Here is a 23,668-nt window from a genome sequence, read left to right on the forward strand (position 1 = left end):
GATGCTTAAACATTCCTTGATCGCGGCCGCCGTGGCGCTGTTCGCCGCCGGCTGCACCATGGCGCCGAAATACGAGCGCCCGGCCGCGCCGGTCACGCAGGAGTTCCCGCAGGGCGGCGTCTATGCGACCCAGCCCGACGCGAACTCCACGGCGAGCAACGGCCGCACGGCCAACGGCCAGAGCGCGCCGGAGATCGGCTGGCGCGACTTCTTCGCCGACGCACGACTGCAGCAGATTGTCGCGCTCGCGTTGAAGAACAACCGTGACCTGCGCGTGTCGGTGCTGAACGTGCAGGCCGCGCAGGCGCAATACCGCATCACGCGCGCGGGCCTGTTCCCGACGCTCGATGCGGCTGCGTCGCAAAGCAAGCAGCGCACGCCGAGAAACCTGTCGTTCTTCGACCAGACGATCTCGAATACCTACAGCGTGGGTCTGAACGCCTCGTGGGAAATCGACTTCTTCGGCCGCATACAGAGCCTGAAGGACCAGGCACTGGCGCAGTATCTGTCGACGGCGGAATCGCGCAAGGCGGCGGAGATCTCGCTGGTGTCGTCGGTGGCGGACCAGTATCTGACGATGCTCGCCTACGACGATCAGCTCGTTGTCACGCAGAACACGCTGAAGACGGCGCAGGAGTCGTATCGCATCACGAAGCTGCAGTTCGACAACGGCACGGGTTCGGAACTCGACCTGCGCCAGTCGGAAGGCGTCGTGCAGCAGGCGCAGGCGAATCTGCAGGCCCAGGCGCGTCTGCGCGCCCAGGCCGAGAACGCGCTCGTGCTGCTGGTCGGCGAACCGCTGCCGGAAGGGCTGCCGAAGGGCATGCCGCTCGACACGCAGAACCTGCTCTCGGACATCCCGGCGGGCTTGCCGTCGGATCTGCTGACGCGTCGTCCGGATATCGCGGCCGCCGAGCAGTCGCTGCTCGCGGCGAACGCGAACATCGGCGCGGCGCGCGCGGCGTTCTTCCCGAAGGTGTCGCTGACGGGCAGTTTCGGCACGCTCTCGCCGAGCCTCGGCGGTCTGTTCAAGCCGGGCTCCGCCGCGTGGTCGTTCGCGCCGACGATCGATCTGCCGATCTTCGAAGGCGGTCAGAACGTGGCGAACCTGGATCTGGCGAACATCCAGAAGCGTGTCGAGATCGCGAACTACGAAAAGGCGATCCAGACCGCCTTCCGCGAAGTGGCGGACGGTCTGGCCGCGCGCGGCACCTACGACGAGCAGATCAAGTCGCTCGAGCGTTTCGTGCAATCGCAAAGCCGCCGGCTGGAGTTGTCCGACCTGCGTTACCGCAACGGCGTGGACAGCTATTTGACGGTGCTGACGGCGCAGACCGACCTTTACTCGGCGCAACAGCTGCTGATTACGGCGCGTTTGAATCGCCTGACCAACCTCGTCGATCTGTATCAGTATCTCGGCGGCGGCTGGATCGAGCATTCCGGCGATGCCCCGCGCCCCGCGGACGCGCCCGTGGACTACGGTTCGCAGAGCGCGCCGCAGCCGGCCTCGGCGCCGGCGGGCTGACGCCTTCCGTTCCGCTCGATGCAATGAAGCCCGGCCTTGCGCCGGGCTTTTTTTCGCCCGTAACGGGCCAGCGATGACAGCGTTTGTTGAAATTCAACAAGCAACGACAAACGTTGACGGATCTGCCCGATGATCGGGCGGACTGAACGCGCGCGCTCACTATAATCAATTGCTTGCCGCAGCAACTACTGCGTCAGTCTCTGTGGCCTGTCCGTGGGGTCGTCCGGCGTGTGTTGAGCGCCAGTCGAAACAACGCGGCGGGCTGTATCGAAACGCTGAAATCCCGCGATGCGAGCAAGCAAAAAGATTAGTCATCCCGAAATATTCCGATCCGCTTTCCGACACGACGCGCGGCGCTCTGCACGGCGCCTTTCCAGCGCGAGGTCCAGTCCGAAGTGCCAGTGATTCCCACCATCGGGGCTGCCTGAGCGGCCCTCGCATCGCATCTTGCACAGCGTGCGCACGGCCATCGTGTCCGGCGCGCGTGGCTGCGCACGCGCGGGTCCTCGCGGGTGCCCGCGGGTGCCCCTGGGTGCCCTGCGTCATTTCAATTTCAGTCATCAAAGAGGTTCGCGTTCCATGCGTCTCACACGGATTCCATATCGCTTCATCGGTGTCGCGACGGTCGCCATGCTGACCGCCGCCTGCGGGGAAAAGCGTCCCGCGATGACGCCGCACACGCCGGAAGTCGGCGTCGTCACGCTGGCGCCCGTCACGGTGCCCGTCTCGACCGAACTGACCGGGCGCACCAGCGCCTACCTCGACGCCCAGGTGCGGGCGCGCGTCGACGGCATCGTGCTGCGCCGCGAGTTCACCGAAGGCAGCGTCGTCAAGGCCGGGCAGCGTCTGTACAAGATCGATCCGGCGCCATACATCGTGCAGTTGAACAACGCCCGGGCGTCGCTCGCGAAGGCGCGCGCCAATCTCGACTCGACCACCGCGCAGGCCACGCGCTACAAGGTGCTGGTTGCATCGAACGCGGTCAGCCGGCAGGACTACGACAACGCCGTCGCCGCGCAGTCGCAGGCCGCGGCGGATGTCGCATCGGCACGGGCCGCGATCGACGCCGCGCAGATCAACCTCGGCTATACCGATGTCGTCGCGCCCGTCACGGGCCAGGCCGGCATCTCGCAGGTCACGCCGGGCGCCTATGTGCAGGCCGCCCAAGCCACGTTGATGGTGACGGTCCAGCAGCTCGACCCCATGTACGTGGACCTGACTCAGTCGAGCATCGACGGTCTCAGGCTGCGCCGGCAGATCCAGGAAGGGCGGCTCGCCACCCATGGCCCGAACGCGGCGAAAGTGAGCTTGATCCTGGAAGACGGCCGCGTGTACCCCGAGCAGGGCAAGCTGCAATTCAGCGACGTCACCGTGGACCCGTCCACCGGCTCCGTGACCGTGCGCGCGATGTTCGAGAACAAGGACCGCGTGCTGCTGCCGGGCATGTTCGTGCGCGCGCGCATCGAGGAAGGCGTGAATCCGAACGCGCTGGTCGTGCCCGTGCAGGGCGTGTCGCACGACCAGAAGGGCGGGGCGCAGGCGCTGGTCGTCGGCCGCGACGAGAAGGTCGCGCTGCGTCCGCTCGTCACCGGCGGCACCTACGGACAGAACTGGATCGTCGACAGCGGGCTGCAGCCGGGTGAGCGCGTGATCGTCGAGGGCATCGACAAGGTGCGTCCCGGCATGACGGTGAAGACGCAGCCGGCGCATCTGCCGGGCGCGTCCGCCGCAACGCCGGTTGCCGCTTCCGGCGGTTCCGGCGCCGGTGGTGCGTAAGGACGGGAGACACGCGCCATGGCCAATTTCTTCATCGATCGCCCGATTTTCGCGTGGGTGATCTCCATCATCCTGATGCTGGCGGGCGCGGCGTCGGTCGCGACCTTGCCGGTCGCGCAGTATCCGACGATCGCACCGCCCGCCATCCAGATTTCCGCCACCTATCCGGGCGCCTCGGCCCAGACCGTTGAAAACACGGTGACACAGGTGATCGAGCAGCAGATGAGCGGTCTCGACCATCTGCTGTACCTGTCCTCCACCTCCGACGACAGCGGCACCGCCACCGTGACGCTGACCTTCGCCGCCGGCACCAATGCCGACATCGCACAGGTGCAGGTGCAGAACCGCTTGCAACTGGCTACGCCTAACCTGCCGCAGGTCGTGCAGCAACTGGGCACCAGCGTGTCGAAGTCGAGCAGCAGCTTCCTGCTGGTGCTCGCGTTCGTGTCGAAGGACGGCAGCATGAGCCGCGAGGACCTCGCGAACTACGTGGCGTCGAACGTGCAGGACGCGGTGAGCCGTCTCAACGGCGTCGGCACGGTGACGCTGTTCGGCACGCAATACGCGATGCGCATCTGGCTCGACCCGAACAAGCTGACGCAGTACAGCCTCACGCCGGTCGATGTGCAGAACGCGCTGCAGACGCAGAACGTGCAGGTCGCGGCGGGGCAACTGGGCGGCACGCCCGCCGTGCCCGGCCAGGCGATGCAGGCGACCATCACGGAAGCCACGCTGCTGCGCACGCCCGAGCAGTTCGGCAACGTGCTGCTGAAGGTGAACCAGGACGGCTCGCAGGTGCGCATCAAGGACGTCGCGCGCGTGGGCCTGGGCGGTGAGAACTACATCTTCGAGACGCGCTACAACGGCAAGCCGGCCGCCGGCTTCGGCATCCAGTTGGCGACCGGCGCGAACGCGCTGGCCACCGCCAACGCCGTGCGCGCGAAGATCGACGAGCTCTCGAAGTTCTTCCCGCCGGGGCTGGTCGTCGAGTATCCCTACGACATGACGCCGTTCGTCAGGCAGTCCATCAGCGAAGTGGTGAAGACGCTGTTCGAGGCCATCGTGCTGGTGTTCCTCGTGATGTACCTGTTCCTGCAGAACCTGCGCGCCACGCTGATTCCCACGCTTGCCGTGCCGGTGGTGCTGCTCGGCACCTTCGCGATCATGTCGGCGGCGGGCTTCTCGATCAACACGCTGTCGATGTTCGGCATGGTGCTCGCCATCGGCCTGCTGGTGGATGACGCGATCGTCGTGGTGGAGAACGTCGAGCGGGTGATGACCGAGGAGGGTCTCGGACCGAAGGAGGCCACGCGCCGCGCGATGAGCCAGATCACCGGCGCGCTGGTCGGCGTGGCGCTGGTGCTGGCGGCGGTGTTCGTGCCGGTGGCGTTCTCGGGCGGCTCGGTGGGCGCCATCTACCGGCAGTTCTCGCTGACGATCGTGGCCTCCATGGGCCTCTCCGTGCTCACGGCGATGATCCTCACGCCGGCGCTGTGCGCCACGCTCCTGAAGCCGCTGCCGCCGGGACACGGGCCGAAGACCACCGGCTTCTTCGGCTGGTTCAACCGCGTGTTCGCTCGCAGCCAGGAGAAGTATCACGACGGCGTGTATCAGGTGATCCGCCGCTCGGGCCGCTTCATGATCGTCTATCTGGTGATCATCGCGGCGGTCGCGCTGCTGTTCGCGCGGCTGCCGAAAGCCTTCCTGCCCGATGAGGACCAGGGAACGATGTTCGTGCTCGTCGCGACGCCAGCCGGCTCCACGCAGGAACTGACGCAGCGCGCGCTCGACGACGTCTCGGGCTATCTGCTCAAGCAGGAAGGCGCGATCGTCGAATCAGCCTTCACCGTGAACGGCTACAGCTTCGCGGGCCGCGGCCAGAATGCGGGCCTCGTGTTCGTGCGCCTGAAGGACTTCGCCAAGCGCACCGGCGCGAAGGAGAAGGTGCAGGCGCTGGTCGGCCGGACCTTCGGGCACTTCGCCGGCTACAAGAATGCGCTGGTGTTCCCGGTGAATCCGCCGTCCATTCCGGAACTCGGCACGGCGGCGGGCTTCGACTTCGAGTTGCAGGATCGCGCGGGCCTCGGTCATGAGAAGCTGATGCAGGCACGCGCGATGTTGCTCGGCATGGCGGCGAAGGATCCGTCGCTGGCGCAGGTGCGTCCGAACGGCCTCAACGATACCGCGCAGTTCCGCGTCAACATCGACCGCCAGAAGGCGCTTTCGCAGGGCGTCGATCCGTCGGCGATCGACCAGACCTTCTCGATTGCGTGGGCGTCGAAGTACGTCAATAACTTCCTCGATACCGACAGCCGCATCAAGAAGGTCTACCTGCAAGGCGATGCGCCGTTCCGCATGGCGCCGGAGAACATCGACAGCTGGTACGTGCGCAATGCGTCGGGCGCGATGGTGCCGTTCTCGTCGTTCGCAACCGGCAGTTGGAGCTACGGCTCGCCGAAGCTCGAACGCTACAACGGCCGTTCGTCGATCGAGATCCAGGGCGTTGCCGCGCCCGGCAAATCCACCGGGCAGGCCATGACCGCAATGGAAGCGCTCGCGGCGAAGCTGCCGGCGGGCATCGGCTTCGAATGGACCGGGCTGTCCTATCAGCAGATCCAGTCGGGCTCGCAGGCGCCCGTGCTGTACGGCATCTCGATCCTCGTCGTGTTCCTGTGTCTCGCGGCGCTGTACGAGAGCTGGTCGGTGCCGTTCGCCGTGATCATGGTCGTGCCGCTCGGCGTGATCGGCGCGTTGTTTGCCGTGTCGCTGCGCGGCCTGGAAAACGACGTGTTCTTCCAGGTCGGCCTGCTGACCACGGTGGGGCTGTCGGCGAAGAACGCCATCCTGATTGTGGAATTCGCGCGCGACCTGCAGCTCACCCAGAAGATGGGTCCGGTCGAAGCAGCGATGGAAGCGGCGCGCCTGCGTCTGCGGCCCATCCTGATGACCTCGCTGGCCTTCATTCTCGGCACGCTGCCGCTCGCCATCAGCAACGGCGCGGGCTCGGGCAGCCAGCACGCGATCGGCACGGGCGTGATCGGCGGCATGCTCACCGCGACCTTCCTGGCCATTTTCATGGTGCCGATGTTCTTCGTCGTCGTGCGTTCGCGCTTCGGCGGCGACAAGGAGGACCCGCAAGCCGCGCTCGCGCACTACGACCAGAAGCGCCGCGCGGAAGCCGGCAAGGAGGGACACTGACATGCTGAGACTGACCTTGATTGCCGCCGCCATCGCGTGGCTTGCCGGCGGCTGCACGCTCGCGCCCAAGTACGCGCAGCCGGCGTCGCCGGTGCCCGCGGACTATCCCGCCGATGGCGTATATGCGGCGCAGGCTGCACAAAACGCGTCCGCCACGCCCGCCGCCGATGTCGGCTGGCGCGATTTCTTCATCGATGTCCGCTTGCAGCAACTCATCGACATCGCCTTGCGCAACAACCGCGATCTGCGCGTCGCGGTGCTGAACGTGCAGGCGGCGCAGGCGCAATACCGCATCGCCCGCGCCGGGCTGCTGCCGTCGGTGAGCGCGCAGGGCGGACAGACGAAGCAGCGCACGCCGCGGGACCTCGCGTTCGCCAACCAGACGATCCAGAACAGCTACTCCGTGGGCCTGAACGCGTCGTGGGAAATTGACCTGTTCGGCCGCGTGCAGAGCCTGAAGGACCAGGCGCTCGCCACCTATTTCGCGACTGCCTATGCACGCAAGGCGGCCGAGATTTCGCTGGTCGGACAGGTGGCGACGCAATACCTTCAAGTGCTGCAAGCCGACGATCTCCTCGCCGTCACGCGCGAGACACTGAAGAGCGCGGGCGATTCGTTCGGCATCGTCAAGCTGCAGTTCGACAACGGCACGGCGTCTGAGCTGGATTTGAGCCAGTCGCAAACCGTGATGGAAACCGCGGCGGCCAATCTGCAGGCGCAGGAACGCGCGCGGGCCCAGGCGGTGAACGCGCTCGCGCTGCTGCTCGGCGAACCCGTGCCGGACGATCTCCCGGAAGGCCAGCCGCTCGCTCGCCAGCCCATGCTGACCGACCTGCCAGCGGGACTGCCGTCGGACCTGTTGCTGCGACGTCCGGACATCATGGAGGCGGAGCAGAACCTGGTTGCCGCCAACGCGAACATCGGCGCGGCGCGCGCGGCGTTCTTTCCGAGCATCTCGCTGACCGGCAGCTTCGGTACGCTGAGTCCGTCGCTCGGCGGGCTGTTCAAGCCGGGCTCGGCGGCGTGGAGCTTTGCGCCGACCATCACCCTGCCGATCTTCTCGGGCGGCCAGAACGTCGCGAACCTGGACCTGGCGAACGTCAGCAAGCGCATCGAGGTGGCGCGCTACGAGAAAACCATCCAGTCGGCGTTCCGCGACGTCGCCGACGGTCTCGCCGCGCGCGGCACCTTCGATCAGCAGATCGCGGCGCTCGAGCGCGATACGGCTGCGCAGCAGCGTCGTCTGGATCTTTCGACGCTGCGCTTCCGGCAAGGTGTCGATGGCTATCTGAACGTGCTGACGGCGCAGCAGGATCTCTATGCCGCGCAGCAGACGCTCGTTTCCGCGCGCACACAGCGGCTGGCGAATCTGGTGAGTTTGTATCAGGCGCTCGGCGGCGGGTGGATTGAGAAGACGGGAGACGCGCCGCGTCCGGCGGACGCGAGTTCGTGATGGGCGCAGGCGTCGTGAGGCGCCTGCCGCTTACACGCCGCGCTACGCCTGCGGGTCACGCGAGCACACAAAAAAAAACGCCGCAACTTTCGTCGCGGCGCTCAACGCAAGCACTTCCTGGGACTACTCCATCATCAATGCGCGTCGCCTGCGTGCGCCGCGCCATCGAAATCGTGCGCGGCTTCGCGGATCTCGCGCCGCGCCTCGCGTTCCTTGCGCACGCCATTGAACACGATGTTCAGAATCACCGCCGTCACCGAGGCCAGCAGAATGCCGCTGTGGAGGATCGGTTCGAGCGCGTGCGGCAGTTGGGTAAAGAACTTCGGCGCGACGACCGGCACCATGCCCATGCCCACGCTGACCGCGACGATGAACAGGTTGTGATGATTGGTCGAGAAGTCCACGCGCGACAGCGTCTTGATGCCGTTTGCCGCGACCATGCCGAACATCACGATGCCCGCGCCGCCCAGCACGAACGGCGGCACGGAAGCCACGACCTGCGCCATCTTCGGGAACAGGCCGAGCACGACCAGGATGACGCCGCCGGTCGCGCAGACGAAGCGGCTCTTCACGCCGGTCACGCCGATCAGCCCGACATTCTGCGAAAACGACGTATGCGGGAACGAGTTGAAGATGCCGCCGATCAGCGTGCCCAGGCCATCGACGCGCAGTCCGCGCACCAGCGACTTCTGATCGACGGGACGTTCGACCAGATCGCCGACCGCGAGGAACATGCCGGTCGACTCGATGAACGTGACGAACATGACGATGACCATCGTCGCGACGGAGAGCGGATCGAAATGCGGCAGGCCGAAGTGGAACGGCAGCACGATGCCGACCCACGGCGCATGGGCCACGCCGTCCATGTTGACGCGGCCGAGCAGCGCGGCGATGACGAAGCCCGCGACGATCCCGAGCAGCACCGAGATATTGGCGATGAAGCCGCGCGCGAACTTGTTGATGAGCAGGATCAGCGAGAGCACGACGAGCGAGAGCAGCAGGAACACCGGGTTGCCGTAGTCGGGATTGCCGACGCCGCCCGCCGCCCAGTTGATGCCGACGCCCATCAGCGAGAGCCCGATCACCGCGATGACCGTGCCCACCACGACCGGCGGGAAGAAGCGCAGCAGCTTGCCGATCATCGGCGCGAGCAGGATGCCGATCACGCCGGCCGCGATGGTCGAGCCGAAGACATCGAGAATGCCGAGCGAGGGATTCGTGCCGATGGCGACCATCGGGCCGACCGCGGCGAAGGTGCAGCCCATGATGACCGGCAGGCGGATGCCGAAGATCCACAGGCCGAGCGTCTGGATCAGCGTCGCGACGCCGCAGGAGAACAGGTCAGCGCTGATGAGGAACGCGACCTGGTCCTTCGGCAAGCCCATTGCGGCGCCGAGGATCAGCGGCACCGCGACCGCGCCGGCGTACATGACGAGGACGTGCTGGATGCCGAGGGTCAGCAACTGACCGGCAGGTAGCCGCTCGTCGCACGGATGCACGGACGGATTCACCGAACTTGATGCCATGTCTCTCTCCTTTATTGCCTTCTAACAAGAATGGCCTCCACGTTAAGTGCATCAAAATGCATGAACAAGACCACGCGGCGCTATACGTCGCGTTCGCCCGCCGATATGGATCGGGCGCGGCGGCGCGGACGCAAACGTGCGCAGGTCCCGGCTACAAGGGGTTTGGCGCATTGCAAGGGAAATTCGTCGGGTCGTGCAAGGCGCACTTCCTGCGGTGCTCGTTATGATGTGCATTACCCCGTGCGTATAGTCGATTTTTGACGCGGGTCGCGCGGCGCAGGGGTAAACCCCCGTTTTGCGCGTTTTCCCTAAGGCCTTTTTTCGCTCCGCCGTCCCATGGTTTTTCCTGGAATCGATGCGCTTTACATCGCCGGTTTGTCGCTCGACGAACGCTTCCTGCGCGTCCTCGATCCGGACACGCGGTCCGACGGCGGGTTCACGGTCCGCCGCGAGAGCGCTTAAACTTGCGTACCCTCGAAGCCGATGCAACGCGCGCCGCGCATCATGAAGCGACGCTTCATATGAGCGGCGCATGATGCCCGCTATCGTCCAGCTCACTCCGGAATCCGCCATGCCCGCACCTTCGCCGTCCCATCCTGACTTCCGTTCGCGCGCCTTCCTGCTGGACCACGTGCTGCGCACGATGACCTTCTATCACCCGCACTGCATGGACCCGGCGGGCGGCTTTTTCCACTACTACAAGAACGACGGCACGATCTACGACCGCACCTCGCGGCATCTGGTGTCGAGCACGCGCTTCGTCTTCAACTACGCGATGGCCTGGAAGCATTGGGGCATGGACGAATATCGCGGCGGCGTGGTGCATGGCATCGACTATCTGCGCGAGTTTCACCGCAATCCGCAGACGGGCGGCTACGCGTGGACGCTGAACGGCCGTGAGGTGACGGACGCGACCAATCATTGCTACGGACTGGCGTTCGTCATGCTCGCGTATGCGAAGGCGGTCGAAGCCGGCGTCGACGAGGCGCGCGCCTATCTCGACGAAACCTGGGACCTGATGGAAGCCCGCTTCTGGGACGCGCCGCATGGTCTCTACAAGGACGAGGCGAGCGCGGACTGGGACGTGTCGGAGTATCGCGGCCAGAACGCCAACATGCACACCTGCGAGGCGCTGCTCGCCGCGTTCGAGGCCACCGGCGCCGCGCGCTATCTCGACCGCGCCGCGCTGCTCGCCGACAACATGGTGAACCGTCAGGCGGCGCTCGCGGGCGGGCTCGTGTGGGAGCACTACAAGCCGGACTGGTCCGTCGACTGGGACTACAACAAGGGCGACCGCAGCAACATCTTCCGGCCGTGGGGTTTCCAGCCGGGACACCAGACCGAATGGGCGAAGCTGCTGCTGATCCTCGACCGGCATCGTCCGGAAGCCTGGCATGCCGTGCGCGCGCGCGAACTGTTCGACCGGGCGCTGGAACGCTCGTGGGATCACGAGCACGGCGGCATGGTCTATGGCTTCGACCCCGAAGGCCAGTTCTACGACGAGGACAAGTATTTCTGGGTGCAGGCGGAATCGCTCGCGGCGGCGGCGCTGCTCGCGGAGCACGCGCGCAGCGCGGGCGACACGACGCTCGCCGCGCGCTACTGGAACGACTACGACCGCCTGTGGGCCTATTCCTGGGAGCATTTCGTCGATCACAAGTGGGGCGCGTGGTATCGCATCCTGACGCGCGACAACCGCCAGTACAGCGACGAAAAGAGTCCCGCCGGCAAGACCGACTATCACACGATGGGCGCATGCTACGAAGTCTTGAACGTCGTGCGCTGAACTGAATCCGCCAATCAAAACCGAGGAGCTGAACGATGAAGACGAAAGCCGCAATCGCATGGGAAGCAGGCAAGCCGCTGACGATCGAAGAGGTCGATCTCGAAGGTCCGCGCGCCGGTGAGGTGCTGATCGAAGTGAAGGCAACCGGCATCTGCCATACCGACTACTACACGCTGTCGGGCGCGGACCCGGAAGGCATTTTCCCGGCGATCCTCGGGCACGAGGGCGCGGGCGTGGTCGTCGATGTCGGACCGGGCGTCGGCACGCTGCGCAAGGGCGATCACGTCATTCCCCTCTACACGCCGGAATGCCGTGAGTGCAAATTCTGCCTGTCGCGCAAGACCAATCTCTGCCAGAAGATCCGCGCGACCCAGGGCAAGGGCCTGATGCCGGATGCCACTTCGCGTTTCTCGCTCGACGGCAAGCCGCTCTTCCACTACATGGGCACGTCGACGTTCTCGAACTACATCGTCGTGCCGGAAATCGCGGTGGCCAAGGTGCGTGAAGACGCGCCGTTCGACAAGATCTGCTACATCGGCTGCGGTGTGACCACGGGCGTCGGCGCGGTGGTGTATTCGGCGAAGGTCGAGGCGGGCGCGAACGTCGTCGTGTTCGGGCTGGGCGGCATCGGACTGAACGTGATCCAGGGCGCGAAGATGGTCGGCGCGGACAAGATCATCGGCGTCGACATCAATCCGGGCCGCATCGAGCTGGCGAAGAAGTTCGGCATGACGCACTTCATCAACCCGAAGGAAGTGGAGAACGTCGTCGATCGCATCGTGCAGCTGACCGACGGCGGCGCGGACTATTCGTTCGAATGCGTCGGCAACACGACGCTGATGCGCCAGGCGCTCGAATGCACGCACAAGGGCTGGGGCCAGTCGTTCATCATCGGCGTGGCGGCGGCCGGGCAGGAAATCAGCACGCGGCCGTTCCAGCTGGTCACGGGCCGCGAGTGGAAAGGTTCGGCGTTCGGCGGCGCACGCGGGCGTACCGACGTGCCGAAGATCGTCGACTGGTACATGGAAGGCAAGATCAATATCGACGACCTGATCACCCACCATCTCAAGCTCGAGCAGATCAACGACGGCTTCGACCTGATGAAGAAAGGCGAGTCGATCCGCTCGGTCGTGGTCTACTGAACCCGGAGGCCTTCATGCTGGAACTCGTGGAAGAGCACCGCTGTTTCGACGGCGTGCAGCGCATCTACAAGCACGACGCCCGAAGCATCGGCCTGCCGATGCGCTTCTCGGTCTTCCTGCCGAAGCAGGCCGCGTCGGGCAAGGTGCCGGCGCTGTTCTACCTCGCCGGCCTGACCTGCACCGAAGAAACCTTTCCGATCAAGGCGGGCGCGCAGCGTTACGCCGCGGAGCACGGCATTGCGCTGATCGCGCCGGATACGTCGCCGCGCGGCGCCGACATTCCCGGCGAGAAGGACGCGTGGGACTTCGGCGCGGGAGCGGGCTTCTATGTCGATGCGACGCGCGAGCCATGGTCGAAGCACTACCGGATGGACTCGTATGTGACGCAGGAATTGCGCAAGACGGTGATCGCGGAACTGCCGGTGCGCGAGGACCGCATCGGCATCTTCGGTCATTCGATGGGCGGGCACGGCGCGCTCGTGCTGGCGTTGCGCAATCCGGACATCTATCGCAGCGTGTCGGCGTTCGCGCCCATCGCGGCGCCGTCGCAGTGTCCGTGGGGCGTGAAGGCGTTTTCCGGCTACCTCGGCGACGATCGCGAGGCGTGGAAGCAGTATGACGCGAGCGAGCTCATCAAGGGCGATGCGGCCGCGCGCTTCGAGGGCGGCATCCTGATCGATCAGGGGCTGGCGGATCAGTTCCTCGCCGAACAGTTGCATCCCGACGTGTTCGAGCGCAATGCGCGTGAAGCCGGACACACGGTGAACGTCCGGCGGCACGAAGGCTACGATCACGGCTACTTCTTCATCTCGACCTTCGTTGGCGAGCATGTCGCGCATCACGCGCGGGTGTTGTGCAAGTGAGTTTGCAGGACGGCGCCGGCGAGAGAACTCAGTCGCCGCGCCGTCCGATCAGACTCGCGCCATAGACGACGGCGGCGAGCATGGTGATCCAGAAGCTCGTCGGCCAGTCGGTGTAGTAGGCGAGCGTCAGCCCGAGCCACGCCTGCCCGAGCGCGAACGCGGCGGCCAGCAACAGCCCTGACGACAGCCGCGTCGTGACGTTCTGCGCGGCGGCGGCCGGACCGACCATCAGCGCGAATACCAGCAACACGCCCACGATCTGCGTACACGCTGCCACTGCGAGCGCGGTGATCGCAAGAAACAGCACCGACACGAGCCGCAGCGACACGCCCTTGGCCTCGGCCAGTTCCGGTTGCAGCGACGCGAACATCAGCGGCCGCATGATGAACGCCAGCGCCGCGAGACTCACCAGCGCGAGACCGAGCAGTACGATCAGCGTGTCATGGCTGACGCCTAGCACGTTGCCGAACAGAAGCGCGGTGGCTTGGGTGGCATAGGCGGTGAAGAAGTGCAGGAACAGCAGGCCGAAGCCCAGCGACAACGAGAGAATCACGCCGATCGCCACGTCGCGGCCCGAGAGCTTTTCGCCGAGCGCGCCCATGCCGATGCCCGCCGCGAGCGTGAAGCCGACCATGCCCCAGAGCGGCGGCATGCCGATCAGCACCGCGCCGGTCGCGCCGGTGAAGCCGACGTGCGAGAGCGCGTGGCCCGCGAAGGTCTGCCCGCGCATCACCAGAAAATAGCCGACGATGCCCGCCAGCACCGCGACGATTCCCGACGCCGCGAATGCATTCACCATGAAGTCGTATTCAAACATTGTGCGTGTGGCTTCCCTTCTTGCCCTGAGCGCCGGCGTGCTCATGATGATGCGCATGGCCATGCCCGTGCCCGTGGTCATGATCGTGCGTGTGTTCGCCGTCTTCCTCGTGGGCGTGATCGAGTTTGTCGATCTCGACATCGCCCGACATCACGAAGATGCGCCCGTTCACCCGCATCACGTCGATCGGCGAGCCGTACAGCCGTGACAGCACCGGCTTCGAGATGACCTCGTCGACGGTGCCGAGCGCCGCGCGGCCGCTGCCGAGATAGAGCACGCGGTCGAGCGAGTTCAGCAGCGGATTGAGTTCGTGCGCCGAAAACAGCACCGTGATGTTCAGTTCGCGCTGCACGCGCCGCACCAGTTCCACCACGCCGGTCTGATGCCGTGGATCGAGGCTGATGAGCGGTTCGTCGAGCAGCAGGAGACGCGGATTGCCGAGCAGGCATTGCGCGAGCAGCAGGCGCTGCCGCTCGCCGCCCGACAGTTCCGACAGCGGCCGCGACGCAAGCTGCCGTGCGCCGACCAGGTCGAGCACGCGCTCGACTTCGGCACGCACGCGCGCATCGCGATGCGGCAGGCCCCAGCGATGCCCGTCCGCGGCCATCGCGACGAAATCGCGGCCCAGCACGCGGCGGTTGGCGAGACCGCTGCGGATCTGCGGCATATAGCCGATCGACGCATTGCCGCGCACCACGGCCTCGCCGTTGACGCGGATCGCACCGCTCTTCAACGGCACGAGGCCGAGCAGCGCGCGCATCAACGTGGTCTTGCCCGCGCCGTTCGGTCCGAGCACGCCGATGAACTCGCCGTTGTGGACCGTGAAGCTCGCGTCGTTCAGGATCTCGCGACCGCCGAGTTCCAGCGTGACGTGTTCGACTTCGAGCGCGGGTCGTGCTGCATTCATTGCTGCCATCCTTGCAGCGCGCCCGCGAGTGCGTCGAGCTGCGACTGCATCCATTGCTGATAGGTCTTTTTCGCCGGCAGCGTTTCCGTGACGCTGATGCTCGGCACGTGCGCGTCCTTGGCGACGCCCAGCAGGCGCTTCGTCAGCGCGCCGGTGGCCTGGCTGTTGTAGATCAGCACGTGCACGCGGCGTTCGCGCAAGTCCTTCTCGAAGGCGGCGATGTCGGCGGGGCTCGGTTCGGTCTCGTTCATCGACGCCATCTGGAAGCGCAGGTTACGCATCTCGAAGCCGATGGCATCGGCCATATAGCCGAACACCGGTTCCGTGGCCGTCACGGGCACGCCCTTGTAGTGCGCCTTCAGTTGCGCGACGCTGGCGTCGATCGGCTTCAGCGAGTCGAGGAAGGTCGCGAGACGGGCGTCGTAGTCGCTCTTGTGCGACGGATCGGCGCTCACGAGATAGGCGCTCACCGCGCGCGCGACGACCGGCATGGTCGCCGGGTCATACCAGAGGTGCGGATTGTCGCCGGCCTTCTTGCCGACGAGTTGCGCCGCGACGATCACCGTGCGCTTGTCGTTGCTCTTCGATGCCGCGAGCAGCTTGTCCATCCATGGATCGTAGTCCGCGCCGTTGTACACGACGAGCGACGCATGCTGCAACGCGCGTGCGGTTTTCGGGCTGGCCTCGAACAAGTGCGGGTCTTCGTCCGGATTGCTGAGGATGCTCGTCACTTGCACGTGGTCGCCGCCGAGCTGGCGGATCACGTCGCCGTAGAAGTTTTCTGCCGCGACGACCGGCACGCGCGCCGCCTGCGCGGAAGCGGTATTGCAAAAGCCGAGCGCGAGCGCGAAGCAGGTCAGGACGTGCGCGAATTTCATCGATTTCCTCGTGTGGTGGCGGTCAGAGCCGGGATGGGTGTCGTTGCTGGCGGGCGCTTCAGGCGCCTTGCGGGCGATGCTGCGCCCGATGTTTCTTCTGGCAGTCGGCGCACAGGCCGCTCAGTTCGACGACCTGGTGATGCACCTTGAAGCCATGCGCGGGCGGACTCGCCGACAGCGACGACGCGAGTTCGCGGCCCTGGATTTCGAGCGTCGCGCCGCATTCGTCGCAGATCAGAAACTGGCTTTCGTGCGGCTTGCCCGCATCGCAGCAGGCGACAAACGCGTTCTTCGATTCGATGCGATGCACGAAACCGTTCTCGACCAGGAATTCAAGCGCCCGGTACACGGTCGTGGGCGGCACGCGCGAGCCGCGCTGAGGCTGCATGGCGTCGATGAGATCGTAGGCGCCGATCGGCTTGTGCGCCTGAAGGACGAGTTCGTACACGTGGCGGCGCAGCGGCGTCAGCGCGACGCCGCGCTCGGTGGCCAGCACCTCGGCGCGCGCGAGCTTGGTTTCGACGGAATCAGTCATGACATTCGGGCCACGCGGAGCGTGAGCCAGGCAAGGGGTGAATGCGGAGCGGACCAGCCGCTCGCAATGCAATCCGGCGATGATATAACGTATCAACGGAAGATGCACGCGGGGTCAAGAGCGACCGTGCTCCGCGGCCCTCCGCCTTCAACGTTTCGACAGATGCCCGGCGAGTGCGTCGTGCATGATGGCGTAGATGAGCGGGTCGTTCGTCACACGGATGCGTCCCACATGCACGACTTTTCCCGCGACGGTCGTCACGCCGCGAACGAACTGGCAATCGTCATAGCAGGTCAGGGTTCCGCCGCTCGCGCCGTCCTGATAGCGGACCGACGGCGTCCTGCCGGTCCGGTTGCCCAGATACCAGACGAGCACGCGACGTTCGGCCGCGCCTTCGCCGGCGGACATCCGGGCGTATTCGAACGCGTCGCCCTGGCGTCCGATGTAGTAGTGAGCTTGCGCGGCGTCGTCCGCACTGCGGGCGTCCGCGCCCAGCAGGACGAGCGCGGCGGCCAGCCAGCGAAGTCTCGATCCGGACGCGCGCATGGCGTTCTTCTGAGACATGCGTCAGACGCGCGAACCCGCGCGCTGCGCCGTGCCGGACTTCCCGGACAGGGCGGCGGCGTCGAGGTCGATTTCCTGGGCGGCGACGAACTCGGCCATCGAACGCCATTCGGGCATGCCCTTCGGCGAGCCGAACGTCAGATCGTCGTCTTGCGGGACGTGGTCGGGGTCGGGCGGTGCGGTGAAACTGCGCTTGCGCCTGGCGACCGCCACCAGGGTTTTCGCTCCGGAGGGCGACACACGGAAGACCCGGATCCACGCGGGACGCTCGCCGAGCGCGGTGAGATCGCTGGCTTCCTCGTCGGCGGACGCGGCAACACGCGCCCAGCCGATGACGACGATCTGCGTCGTGCGGCCGGTTGAATCAAGCCGTTCCTGACGCTGCACGCGCCCGCCCAGCAACTGGAAGCGCGCGACCGGAATGTGCGAACGAGCGGGGAAGTATTCGGCAATGACCCATTTGCCGCCGGAGGAGACGATCGGGACGTCCCTGCGGCGCTCGTAGCGATAGATGTCCGTCAGGCGATGCAGCACGGCTTGCGGAACGTGTGCGCGCGGGAACGAATAGCGGGCGGGCTTGAAGTCGTCGGTTTCGGATCGGACCGAGTTGTGCGCGTTCATGTCGAGCTTCAGGCGCATGGGCTGAAGCTGGATCGACAGCAGCGTGCCATCTGAGACACGCGCCACGTAGGGTGGATTGGAGGATTCGATCCAGCGGCCGGGCGCCGTTGCATGCAGCGGCGACGAAAGGCTCAGGAAGACAGCGACGGCGATGGCACCGAAACTCGATAACAGCGATTTCATGTTCTGGTCAGGCAAGTGGGGCGAGCGGACATCGCTCGGCGCGGTAGTGGAAAAACGTCATTGAGATTCGGGGCAGCGGTTTCGCATCGCGTGCTTGATTTCCTCGATACCGCCGTCGCCCGCCCGGCAGAACCACGCCTGGGCGGCGCAGTAGTTGGTGGGCGTGCCCATGCCCTGGGCATGCATGAAGCCGACGAGCAACGCCGCCTCCGGATCACCGTCCCGCGCAAGCTGCGAGAGTGAGCGAAAAGCGTCCTGCACTTCGCCCTGGCCGGATTCGCTCAGCAGCGCCCGGGTGCTTTCCATGAATGGCGAGGGCGTCGGCGATGCCTGCGACGCGTTCGGTCCATACGGAAGGCGTGCGTCGATGGCGCTTCTGACGTCCGGCCAAGTCGCGACGGAGCGCAGGAACTTGCCTTCCGATGCGCAGGGAGCCGCTGCCTGCGAAAGCGCCGCGTTCGCGGTCGCTGTCGCGAGGAGACACAGGCCGCACAGGATCGCGTGCAGTGTCATGCGCATGGACGCACCAGCAGTTGCCGATGGGTCGCGCGGGCAGCGGGCAGGCAAGCAGTCAGCGCCTGCAGCAGGGTGTGCGCGATGATGCCCTTGGTGTGCGCGAACGCGGCCGGTGCATGATCCGCCAGCCGGCGAGCCCAATGCAGGGCCATGGGCATCAGTTCGTGTTCGCGCACCGCGAAGTTGACCAGACTGTGTTCGAGCGCGGTGATGGCGCCAAACTCCTTGCAGCCATAGACCATTTCCGACACCACGCCATGGGGCACGAAGTGCCGCAACATCGCCGCGCCGACAGCACAACTCACGCCCTGCGCGAGTTCTGGCTCGGAAAAGCGCGCGCCGTAAGCCGCGATGCGGATGTCGCACAGCAGCGCGAGTTGCAGGCCTTGTCCTTTCACCTGACCGTCGATGGCGGCGATCACCGGCTTCGGAAACCTCAGGACGGCGTGATACAGCGCCATGATGCTGTCGAGCCAGGCATCGACGTCCGACTCGCTGTTCAGGTTCGACACTTCCTGCCCATCGCCGCCGCCGCAAAATGCGCCGCCCGTCGGACCTGACAGAATCAATGCGGCTACCTCCGGGTCCGTGGCCGCCGCTTCCAGCGTCCCGACGATGCGCCGCCGCACCGCCGTATCGAGAACATTGGCCGGTGTCGCGCCGTGCAGCGTCAACTGCACGATGCCCGAACGCGAGTCATCCAGCGGAACCAGGCGCTGCGTCATGTCGATTGTGCCAAGTGTTTCCATGCGTCCTCTGAACAGGTGAGCCAGAAAGCGCCACGCGCCGGCCGATCATCGATGGGCCGGGGCATGGCGCGAAGTGCGGCAAAAGTCACGCTGAGAAGCGTGCAAATCAGCCCAGACCGATATCGCGCACCGGGCCGGATGCACCTGTCTCCGCTGTCTGTCCGCGCCAGAGCACGCGTTCGATGGCGGGGTCGTTGAATTCCTCGCGCTCATGAATGCTGCGGCGATTGTCGGTAATGAGCAGGTCGCCGCGGCGCCAGAAATGCGTATAGGTGTAGCGCGGGTTCTTGAAGAATTGCGAAAGCTCGGTGAAGAACCTCTTAGTCTCGTGAGGGGTGAAGCCGACGATGCGCGGTTCCCAGCTGGCGGGCTGTCCCTCGTCGAACGGGAAGTAGAGCAGCATCTTCCTGACCCAGCCGAGATCCGTGAAGACCGGCACCTTGAACCAGCCCTCGGGCGAGACGTCGACGTAATAGCCGCGCTCGGTCACCCGCACTTCAAACGTTTCTTCCTCCAGCACGTTGCGCAGATGGAGCGGCAGTTCCTCGCACGCGAGGACGTGATCCGTGACCAGTGTGGCGCCGCGAAACCGCATGTTCTCGATGCGCGCGCCGTACAGGAACACGAGGTCGACCTGACTCAGCAGCAGGCCGCCGTCCGCATGAAACGGCAGTTGACCGCGGCCGGTGACGATCTTGCGTTGATCGCCGTCGAGTTCCAGCGTGTCCCGATAGCCATAGCCGACCTTTTCCCGCTCGTTCACATACGCGACGATGTTGCCGTAGCGCGCATACAGGTTCAGGAAGTCCTGTCGTTCGAAGTCGAGATCGCGGACGAGCACGAAGCCCTTCTCCATCAGGATCGACTTGATGTCTTCCGGGTCGGCCGCAAGGAACGCCTCGCGGTTGAGGATCGCTCCGAAACCGGACGCCAGCACCGATTCCCTTTCGTAAAGCCGTACGCGTGTATCCATTCAATGCTCCATGCTGATGACAAACAACGGGATGTCGTGACGCACTAGGTGGTGTAGTGGCTGTTCAGTGCGACATAGGCCGGCGACAGGTCGCAGCCCCATGCCTCGGCGCGGCCGTGTCCGGCCGCGAGGTCGACGCGGATATCGATGTGCTCTGCCGCCGCCATCGTCCCGCGCAACGCCGAGAGCGTGGCTTCGTCGATGACGGCGGGATACACGCACGTGCCGCAGATCGATATGCGGGTGCGCTGCGGATCAATCTGGTACTTCCGGTCGCACTTGCCGATGGCCATCGCGACGCGGCCCCAGTTCGGGTCCGCGCCGTGGATGGCCGTCTTGACGAGCGGCGAATTGGCGATGGATTTCGCGACGGCGCGCGCGACGGCATCCGACTCGGCATGCTCGACGATCGTGGTGAATACCTTGGTGACACCTTCGCCGTCGCGCAGCACGAGCATGGCCAGGTGCGAGGCGACGTCCAGCAGCGCGTCGGCGAAAGCGTTCGTTTCGACGGGTCCGGCAAGCCCGCTCGAAAACGCGACGCAACTGTCGCTCGTCGAGGTGTCGGAGTCGATCGTGATGCAGTTGAACGTGCGGTCCGCCACCTGGGTCAGCATCGACTGGAGGGCGGGCTGGGGGATGCGCGCGTCGGTGAAGAAGTAGACGAGCAGCGTGGCCATGTCCGGCTCGATCATGCCGACACCCTTCGCGATGCCCACCAGCACGCTCTTGCCCACGCGCATCGCGACGGCCTTGCGCGTGGTGTCGGTGGTCATGATCGCTTCGGCGAAGGACAGGAAGTCGGGTGGCCGCGACAGGCGTTCCCGCGTCTGCGCGAGACAGGCGGCGATGCGCCCGACGGGCAGCCGCTTGCCGATCACGCCGGTCGCCGCCGTCTGGATGTCATCGCGCGAGATGGAAAGCTGCTGCGACAGCGTCTCCAGCAAGACATCGAGATCCGCCTCGCCCTGGACGCCGGTCGCGACGTTCGCGTTCTTGGAGATGACCAGCAACGCGCGGGCGCTGCCCTTCGCCAGTTGCGTGCGGGACGCCCGCACGGCCGCGCCGGCAAAGTGACTGCGCGTATAGACGCCGGCCACGGCGCACGGCGCATCGGCATGCACCACGGCGATGTCGCGCGCGTGATTCCGTATGCCGGCGCTCGCGACGAAGGTCGCGAAGCCTTGCGGAACGGGTGAGCGGGCATCCAGCGGACGCGAGAGAAAGGCGCCGGGTTTCATCGCGTGGCTCATCGTTTGGCGGCCTCGACGTGTTCGTCGCCCAGTACGCGGGCAAAGTGCGCGTGAGGACTGCGCGCGGCGAAGGCGGCGCGATGCACGCGCCGGGACGATTCGGCCGATTGCTCCAGCACCGCCCGCATGCCGGCGACGATGGTGGCCTTGGTCGCGCGATACGGCACTTGCGGGTAGCTCGCGAGCGTTTCCGCGCGGGCGATGGCGTCACGCAGCAGCGCATCGGGCCGCGAGAGGCGGTTGACGATCCGGTAGTCCACGGCGTGTTCGGCGGAAATCGGCTCGCAGGCGAAGACGATGTCCTGCATGGCCGCATGGCCGATGGCATGCCGCAGAATGGCGACGCCCATCGAGCAGCCGATGCCATGACGCAGTTCGGGCATGCGGAACTCCGCCGTGGTCGCGGCCTGACGCCAGTCGAACATCAGCGCGAACTGGAAGCCCATGCCGATGGCGTAGCCGTCGATGGCCGCTACCGTGGGCTTCTCTACGTTCAGCACGCTGAGGTACAGCTCTGTGACGCGATCGATCCAGTCGTCGACATCCGTGCCGCCCTTGAGCAGGCGCACTTCGTTGAAGTCGCCGCCGGCGCTGAACGAGCGGTCCTGGCCGCCGGTCACGACGACCGCGCCGACCTTCGGGTCGCGGTCGGCGCGGGCGAGCGCAGCCTTGACGCTGTCTTCGAGTTCCGCGCTGAACGGGTTGTTGCGATTGGCGTGCCGCAACGTGATGACGCGGATGCTGCCTTCGTCTGCTTCGGAAACTGCTGCCATGCCTGTCCTCCTTCGCTTCCTTGCGGTTCCTTGAGCTTCCTTGAAGTGACTCGCGTCACGGCGCATGCCTCAAAGCGCGTCTTCTCCGCTGAGCAACGCGCGATAACGGCGATAGGTGTAGCGGGTCTTGCCGACGTAGTCGCCGGTCTCGACGCCGATATGGGACGCGTAGATCTGATTGACCGACGAGCCCTCATGAATGCCGATCTTCTTGCGCCACACGATCTCGTCCGGCAGCAGCGCGTGCTCCGCGGCGCACTCGCGCAACATCACCTTGACTTCATCGGCGGCCACCTTCATGTCGGGCGCGAGGTTCAGTGCGAACGCGACAAGCCGCGGCGTCCAGAACGGGTGATGCACGTCCAGTCCGTAGCGATTCGCCCCGAACGGCGAGAACTCGCCGGTCCAGCGCGTGCGATAGATCTGCCGCCAGAGTTCGGGGTTCGCGTCGGCCGGCGCGCTGCCTGGCTTCAGAACGCCGCCGAACAGCAGGTCGGAGCCATAGCCGGTGATGACGCGTCCGCCGATGCCCTCAAGCGTTCGATAGAGGCACAGCAGGCTGGCCTGGATCTCGGCGGAAAGGCCGTCGAAGATCTCGTTGTAGTAGATGGCCTCGTGCGCGCCGCGCAGGATTTCCTGGTCCGTGAAGGTTTGTTCGCTGTGCGTGGTCCGGACGTGGCGCGAGACGGTGCGGGCAAACGGAAATTCGTTGCTTGTCCCGGTGCCGATCGCCAGGGTTCGGACGTCGTCCCGGTGGCGTGCCGCGATGGCCGTGACCATGCTCGAATCGAGCCCGCCGGACAGCGGAATGGACAGCGGCCCGGAACAGCGCGACAGCGACCGGATGGAGTCGGACAGCAGCGAATAGGTCAGTTCGCGGGCGTGCTCGCGGCGCAAGCGCTGCGGCGCGGCCAGCCGATGGCCCAGATAGCTGACGGAATGCATGACGGGATGTTCGCGGCCATCGGACCCGAACGAATACGCCGAGCCCGGCCGCAGGCGTGCGCCGTTGCGCAGCGGCAGGAAGGTGTCTGCCCGGTTGTCATGGGCGAGCACGTCATCCTCGGGGAGGAAGTCCAGTTCATCGCGCCGGCAACGCGCGACGTTCTTCAGTTCCGAGGTCAGCCAGAACGCGCTGCGCCCGCTCACCGCATGCACCGGTTGCAGGCCGTGGGCGTCGGTTTTCACCGCCAGCGTTCCGCGCGAGCCGAAGGTCAGGAACGTGTACGGCCCTTCGACCATGGCGAAGACGGCTTCTCCGTACACCTGGTGCAGGGTGTGCAGGACCGCGGCGTCGTTCGCGGTGAGCGCCTCCGCGGTAATCGTGGCGGCGAGCACGCGCAGTTCGTCGATGTTCGTGACGCTTCCGATCAGCACATGCGTCTGGTGGCGTTCCACATGCGAGAGCGCCGCAAACGACTCGGCGCGCCAGGTCTTCAGCCAGAGTTGCCAGCCTGCAATTTCGAAGCATTCGCCTTCGCTCTGCAGATTCGCGAGAGAAGGTGAAGGCTTGCGTCCTGAATGAGGTACCGCGATGAATGAGAAGGTCATGAACGGTCGCCAAGAAAAAGGGGGCGTGATGTCCGCCGCGATTGTTTGAATATCGATGAACAACTGCTGCGCCGAAAAT

The 23,668-nt window shown here is 65.6% G+C and carries 20 protein-coding genes; 7 read left to right on the forward strand and 13 right to left on the reverse strand.

Going from position 1 to position 23,668, the window contains the following annotated elements; genetic code table 11:
* Position 1 precedes the first annotated feature (1 nt).
* The 4 genes from QCE64_RS02460 to QCE64_RS02475 all read left to right on the forward strand — a co-directional run bounded on the left by QCE64_RS02460 (position 2) and on the right by QCE64_RS02475 (position 7,952).
* Entirely contained in the window at positions 2–1,525 is a 1,524-nt protein-coding gene (locus tag QCE64_RS02460) for an efflux transporter outer membrane subunit (protein WP_309914039.1), read from the forward strand.
* 579 nt (positions 1,526–2,104) lie between these two features.
* A complete protein-coding gene (locus tag QCE64_RS02465; RefSeq protein ID WP_310002569.1) occupies positions 2,105–3,301 on the forward strand; it encodes an efflux RND transporter periplasmic adaptor subunit in 1,197 nt (398 codons plus the stop codon).
* 18 nt (positions 3,302–3,319) lie between these two features.
* Positions 3,320–6,499: an efflux RND transporter permease subunit gene (locus QCE64_RS02470; RefSeq protein ID WP_310002570.1), complete on the forward strand. Its 3,180-nt coding sequence runs from the start codon at positions 3,320–3,322 to the stop codon at positions 6,497–6,499.
* A gap of 1 nt (position 6,500) precedes the next feature.
* Positions 6,501–7,952: an efflux transporter outer membrane subunit gene (locus QCE64_RS02475; RefSeq protein WP_310002572.1), complete on the forward strand. Its 1,452-nt coding sequence runs from the start codon at positions 6,501–6,503 to the stop codon at positions 7,950–7,952.
* 134 nt (positions 7,953–8,086) lie between these two features.
* Here the strand turns inward: QCE64_RS02475 and QCE64_RS02480 are convergent, their stop codons facing one another.
* A complete protein-coding gene (locus QCE64_RS02480) occupies positions 8,087–9,478 on the reverse strand; it encodes a nucleobase:cation symporter-2 family protein (protein ID WP_309807377.1) in 1,392 nt (463 codons plus the stop codon).
* Between the two features lie 571 nt (positions 9,479–10,049).
* Here QCE64_RS02480 and QCE64_RS02485 point away from each other — a divergent pair.
* The 3 genes from QCE64_RS02485 to fghA are packed head-to-tail and all read left to right on the forward strand — an operon-like array spanning position 10,050 to position 13,269.
* On the forward strand, positions 10,050–11,264 hold the full coding sequence (locus QCE64_RS02485) for an AGE family epimerase/isomerase (RefSeq protein ID WP_309914053.1): 1,215 nt from the start codon (positions 10,050–10,052) through the stop codon (positions 11,262–11,264).
* A 35-nt stretch (positions 11,265–11,299) separates the two neighbouring features.
* Entirely contained in the window at positions 11,300–12,406 is a 1,107-nt protein-coding gene (locus tag QCE64_RS02490; RefSeq protein WP_310002573.1) for an S-(hydroxymethyl)glutathione dehydrogenase/class III alcohol dehydrogenase, read from the forward strand.
* Positions 12,407–12,420: 14 nt separating this feature from the next.
* Positions 12,421–13,269, forward strand: coding sequence for an S-formylglutathione hydrolase (fghA, locus tag QCE64_RS02495; protein WP_309929280.1), 849 nt, complete (start codon positions 12,421–12,423; stop codon positions 13,267–13,269).
* Between the two features lie 28 nt (positions 13,270–13,297).
* Here the strand turns inward: fghA and QCE64_RS02500 are convergent, their stop codons facing one another.
* The 12 genes from QCE64_RS02500 to QCE64_RS02555 form a co-directional block, all read right to left on the reverse strand.
* Positions 13,298–14,086, reverse strand: a complete 789-nt coding sequence (locus QCE64_RS02500; RefSeq protein WP_309914062.1) for a metal ABC transporter permease — start codon at positions 14,084–14,086, stop codon at positions 13,298–13,300.
* Positions 14,079–14,993, reverse strand: coding sequence for an ABC transporter ATP-binding protein (locus tag QCE64_RS02505; RefSeq protein ID WP_309914065.1), 915 nt, complete (start codon positions 14,991–14,993; stop codon positions 14,079–14,081). The genes QCE64_RS02500 and QCE64_RS02505 overlap by 8 nt, the downstream gene beginning before the upstream one ends.
* Positions 14,990–15,871 carry a metal ABC transporter solute-binding protein gene (locus tag QCE64_RS02510; RefSeq protein ID WP_309914066.1) on the reverse strand — a complete coding sequence of 294 codons (882 nt, stop codon included), beginning with the start codon at positions 15,869–15,871 and terminating at the stop codon, positions 14,990–14,992. Before QCE64_RS02510 ends, QCE64_RS02505 begins: the two co-directional genes overlap by 4 nt.
* A 58-nt stretch (positions 15,872–15,929) precedes the next feature.
* The gene (locus QCE64_RS02515; RefSeq protein ID WP_309914068.1) at positions 15,930–16,406 is read right to left on the reverse strand and encodes a Fur family transcriptional regulator; all 477 of its coding nucleotides are present in this window, start codon (positions 16,404–16,406) and stop codon (positions 15,930–15,932) included.
* A gap of 147 nt (positions 16,407–16,553) precedes the next feature.
* On the reverse strand, positions 16,554–16,970 hold the full coding sequence (locus tag QCE64_RS02520) for a hypothetical protein (RefSeq protein WP_309914070.1): 417 nt from the start codon (positions 16,968–16,970) through the stop codon (positions 16,554–16,556).
* Between the two features lie 3 nt (positions 16,971–16,973).
* Complete coding sequence (locus QCE64_RS02525; RefSeq protein ID WP_310002574.1) at positions 16,974–17,774, reverse strand: hypothetical protein; 801 nt, start codon at positions 17,772–17,774, stop codon at positions 16,974–16,976.
* A gap of 57 nt (positions 17,775–17,831) precedes the next feature.
* On the reverse strand, positions 17,832–18,293 hold the full coding sequence (locus QCE64_RS02530; protein WP_309914076.1) for a hypothetical protein: 462 nt from the start codon (positions 18,291–18,293) through the stop codon (positions 17,832–17,834).
* Positions 18,284–19,039, reverse strand: a complete 756-nt coding sequence (locus tag QCE64_RS02535; protein ID WP_309914079.1) for an enoyl-CoA hydratase/isomerase family protein — start codon at positions 19,037–19,039, stop codon at positions 18,284–18,286. The genes QCE64_RS02530 and QCE64_RS02535 overlap by 10 nt, the downstream gene beginning before the upstream one ends.
* 106 nt (positions 19,040–19,145) lie before the next feature.
* Positions 19,146–20,012, reverse strand: a complete 867-nt coding sequence (locus QCE64_RS02540; RefSeq protein ID WP_309914081.1) for a TauD/TfdA family dioxygenase — start codon at positions 20,010–20,012, stop codon at positions 19,146–19,148.
* A 44-nt stretch (positions 20,013–20,056) separates the two neighbouring features.
* Complete coding sequence (argJ, locus tag QCE64_RS02545) at positions 20,057–21,253, reverse strand: bifunctional glutamate N-acetyltransferase/amino-acid acetyltransferase ArgJ (protein WP_309914084.1); 1,197 nt, start codon at positions 21,251–21,253, stop codon at positions 20,057–20,059.
* Positions 21,254–21,261: 8 nt separating this feature from the next.
* Positions 21,262–22,038, reverse strand: coding sequence for an enoyl-CoA hydratase/isomerase family protein (locus tag QCE64_RS02550; RefSeq protein ID WP_309929294.1), 777 nt, complete (start codon positions 22,036–22,038; stop codon positions 21,262–21,264).
* 69 nt (positions 22,039–22,107) lie between these two features.
* The gene (locus QCE64_RS02555; RefSeq protein WP_310002575.1) at positions 22,108–23,589 is read right to left on the reverse strand and encodes an asparagine synthetase B family protein; all 1,482 of its coding nucleotides are present in this window, start codon (positions 23,587–23,589) and stop codon (positions 22,108–22,110) included.
* Positions 23,590–23,668 lie beyond the last annotated feature (79 nt).

The organism is Caballeronia sp. LZ043, from assembly GCF_031451075.1.
Taxonomy (GTDB): domain Bacteria; phylum Pseudomonadota; class Gammaproteobacteria; order Burkholderiales; family Burkholderiaceae; genus Caballeronia.

Excerpts from the sequence above, each read along its gene's own strand:
- QCE64_RS02475 (WP_310002572.1), top strand. The coding sequence starts at position 6,501 with ATGCTGAGACTGACCTTGATTGCCGCCGCCATCGCGTGGCTTGCCGGC.
- QCE64_RS02530 (WP_309914076.1), bottom strand. The coding sequence starts at position 18,293 with ATGCGCATGACACTGCACGCGATCCTGTGCGGCCTGTGTCTCCTCGCG.
- QCE64_RS02510 (WP_309914066.1), bottom strand. The coding sequence starts at position 15,871 with ATGAAATTCGCGCACGTCCTGACCTGCTTCGCGCTCGCGCTCGGCTTT.
- QCE64_RS02465 (WP_310002569.1), top strand. The coding sequence starts at position 2,105 with ATGCGTCTCACACGGATTCCATATCGCTTCATCGGTGTCGCGACGGTC.
- QCE64_RS02535 (WP_309914079.1), bottom strand. The coding sequence starts at position 19,039 with ATGGAAACACTTGGCACAATCGACATGACGCAGCGCCTGGTTCCGCTG.
- QCE64_RS02525 (WP_310002574.1), bottom strand. The coding sequence starts at position 17,774 with ATGAAATCGCTGTTATCGAGTTTCGGTGCCATCGCCGTCGCTGTCTTC.
- QCE64_RS02460 (WP_309914039.1), top strand. The coding sequence starts at position 2 with ATGCTTAAACATTCCTTGATCGCGGCCGCCGTGGCGCTGTTCGCCGCC.
- QCE64_RS02485 (WP_309914053.1), top strand. The coding sequence starts at position 10,050 with ATGCCCGCACCTTCGCCGTCCCATCCTGACTTCCGTTCGCGCGCCTTC.
- QCE64_RS02515 (WP_309914068.1), bottom strand. The coding sequence starts at position 16,406 with ATGACTGATTCCGTCGAAACCAAGCTCGCGCGCGCCGAGGTGCTGGCC.
- QCE64_RS02500 (WP_309914062.1), bottom strand. The coding sequence starts at position 14,086 with ATGTTTGAATACGACTTCATGGTGAATGCATTCGCGGCGTCGGGAATC.
- QCE64_RS02490 (WP_310002573.1), top strand. The coding sequence starts at position 11,300 with ATGAAGACGAAAGCCGCAATCGCATGGGAAGCAGGCAAGCCGCTGACG.
- QCE64_RS02540 (WP_309914081.1), bottom strand. The coding sequence starts at position 20,012 with ATGGATACACGCGTACGGCTTTACGAAAGGGAATCGGTGCTGGCGTCC.
- QCE64_RS02550 (WP_309929294.1), bottom strand. The coding sequence starts at position 22,038 with ATGGCAGCAGTTTCCGAAGCAGACGAAGGCAGCATCCGCGTCATCACG.
- QCE64_RS02520 (WP_309914070.1), bottom strand. The coding sequence starts at position 16,970 with ATGTCTCAGAAGAACGCCATGCGCGCGTCCGGATCGAGACTTCGCTGG.
- QCE64_RS02470 (WP_310002570.1), top strand. The coding sequence starts at position 3,320 with ATGGCCAATTTCTTCATCGATCGCCCGATTTTCGCGTGGGTGATCTCC.
- argJ (WP_309914084.1), bottom strand. The coding sequence starts at position 21,253 with ATGAAACCCGGCGCCTTTCTCTCGCGTCCGCTGGATGCCCGCTCACCC.
- QCE64_RS02555 (WP_310002575.1), bottom strand. The coding sequence starts at position 23,589 with ATGACCTTCTCATTCATCGCGGTACCTCATTCAGGACGCAAGCCTTCA.
- QCE64_RS02480 (WP_309807377.1), bottom strand. The coding sequence starts at position 9,478 with ATGGCATCAAGTTCGGTGAATCCGTCCGTGCATCCGTGCGACGAGCGG.
- QCE64_RS02505 (WP_309914065.1), bottom strand. The coding sequence starts at position 14,993 with ATGAATGCAGCACGACCCGCGCTCGAAGTCGAACACGTCACGCTGGAA.
- fghA (WP_309929280.1), top strand. The coding sequence starts at position 12,421 with ATGCTGGAACTCGTGGAAGAGCACCGCTGTTTCGACGGCGTGCAGCGC.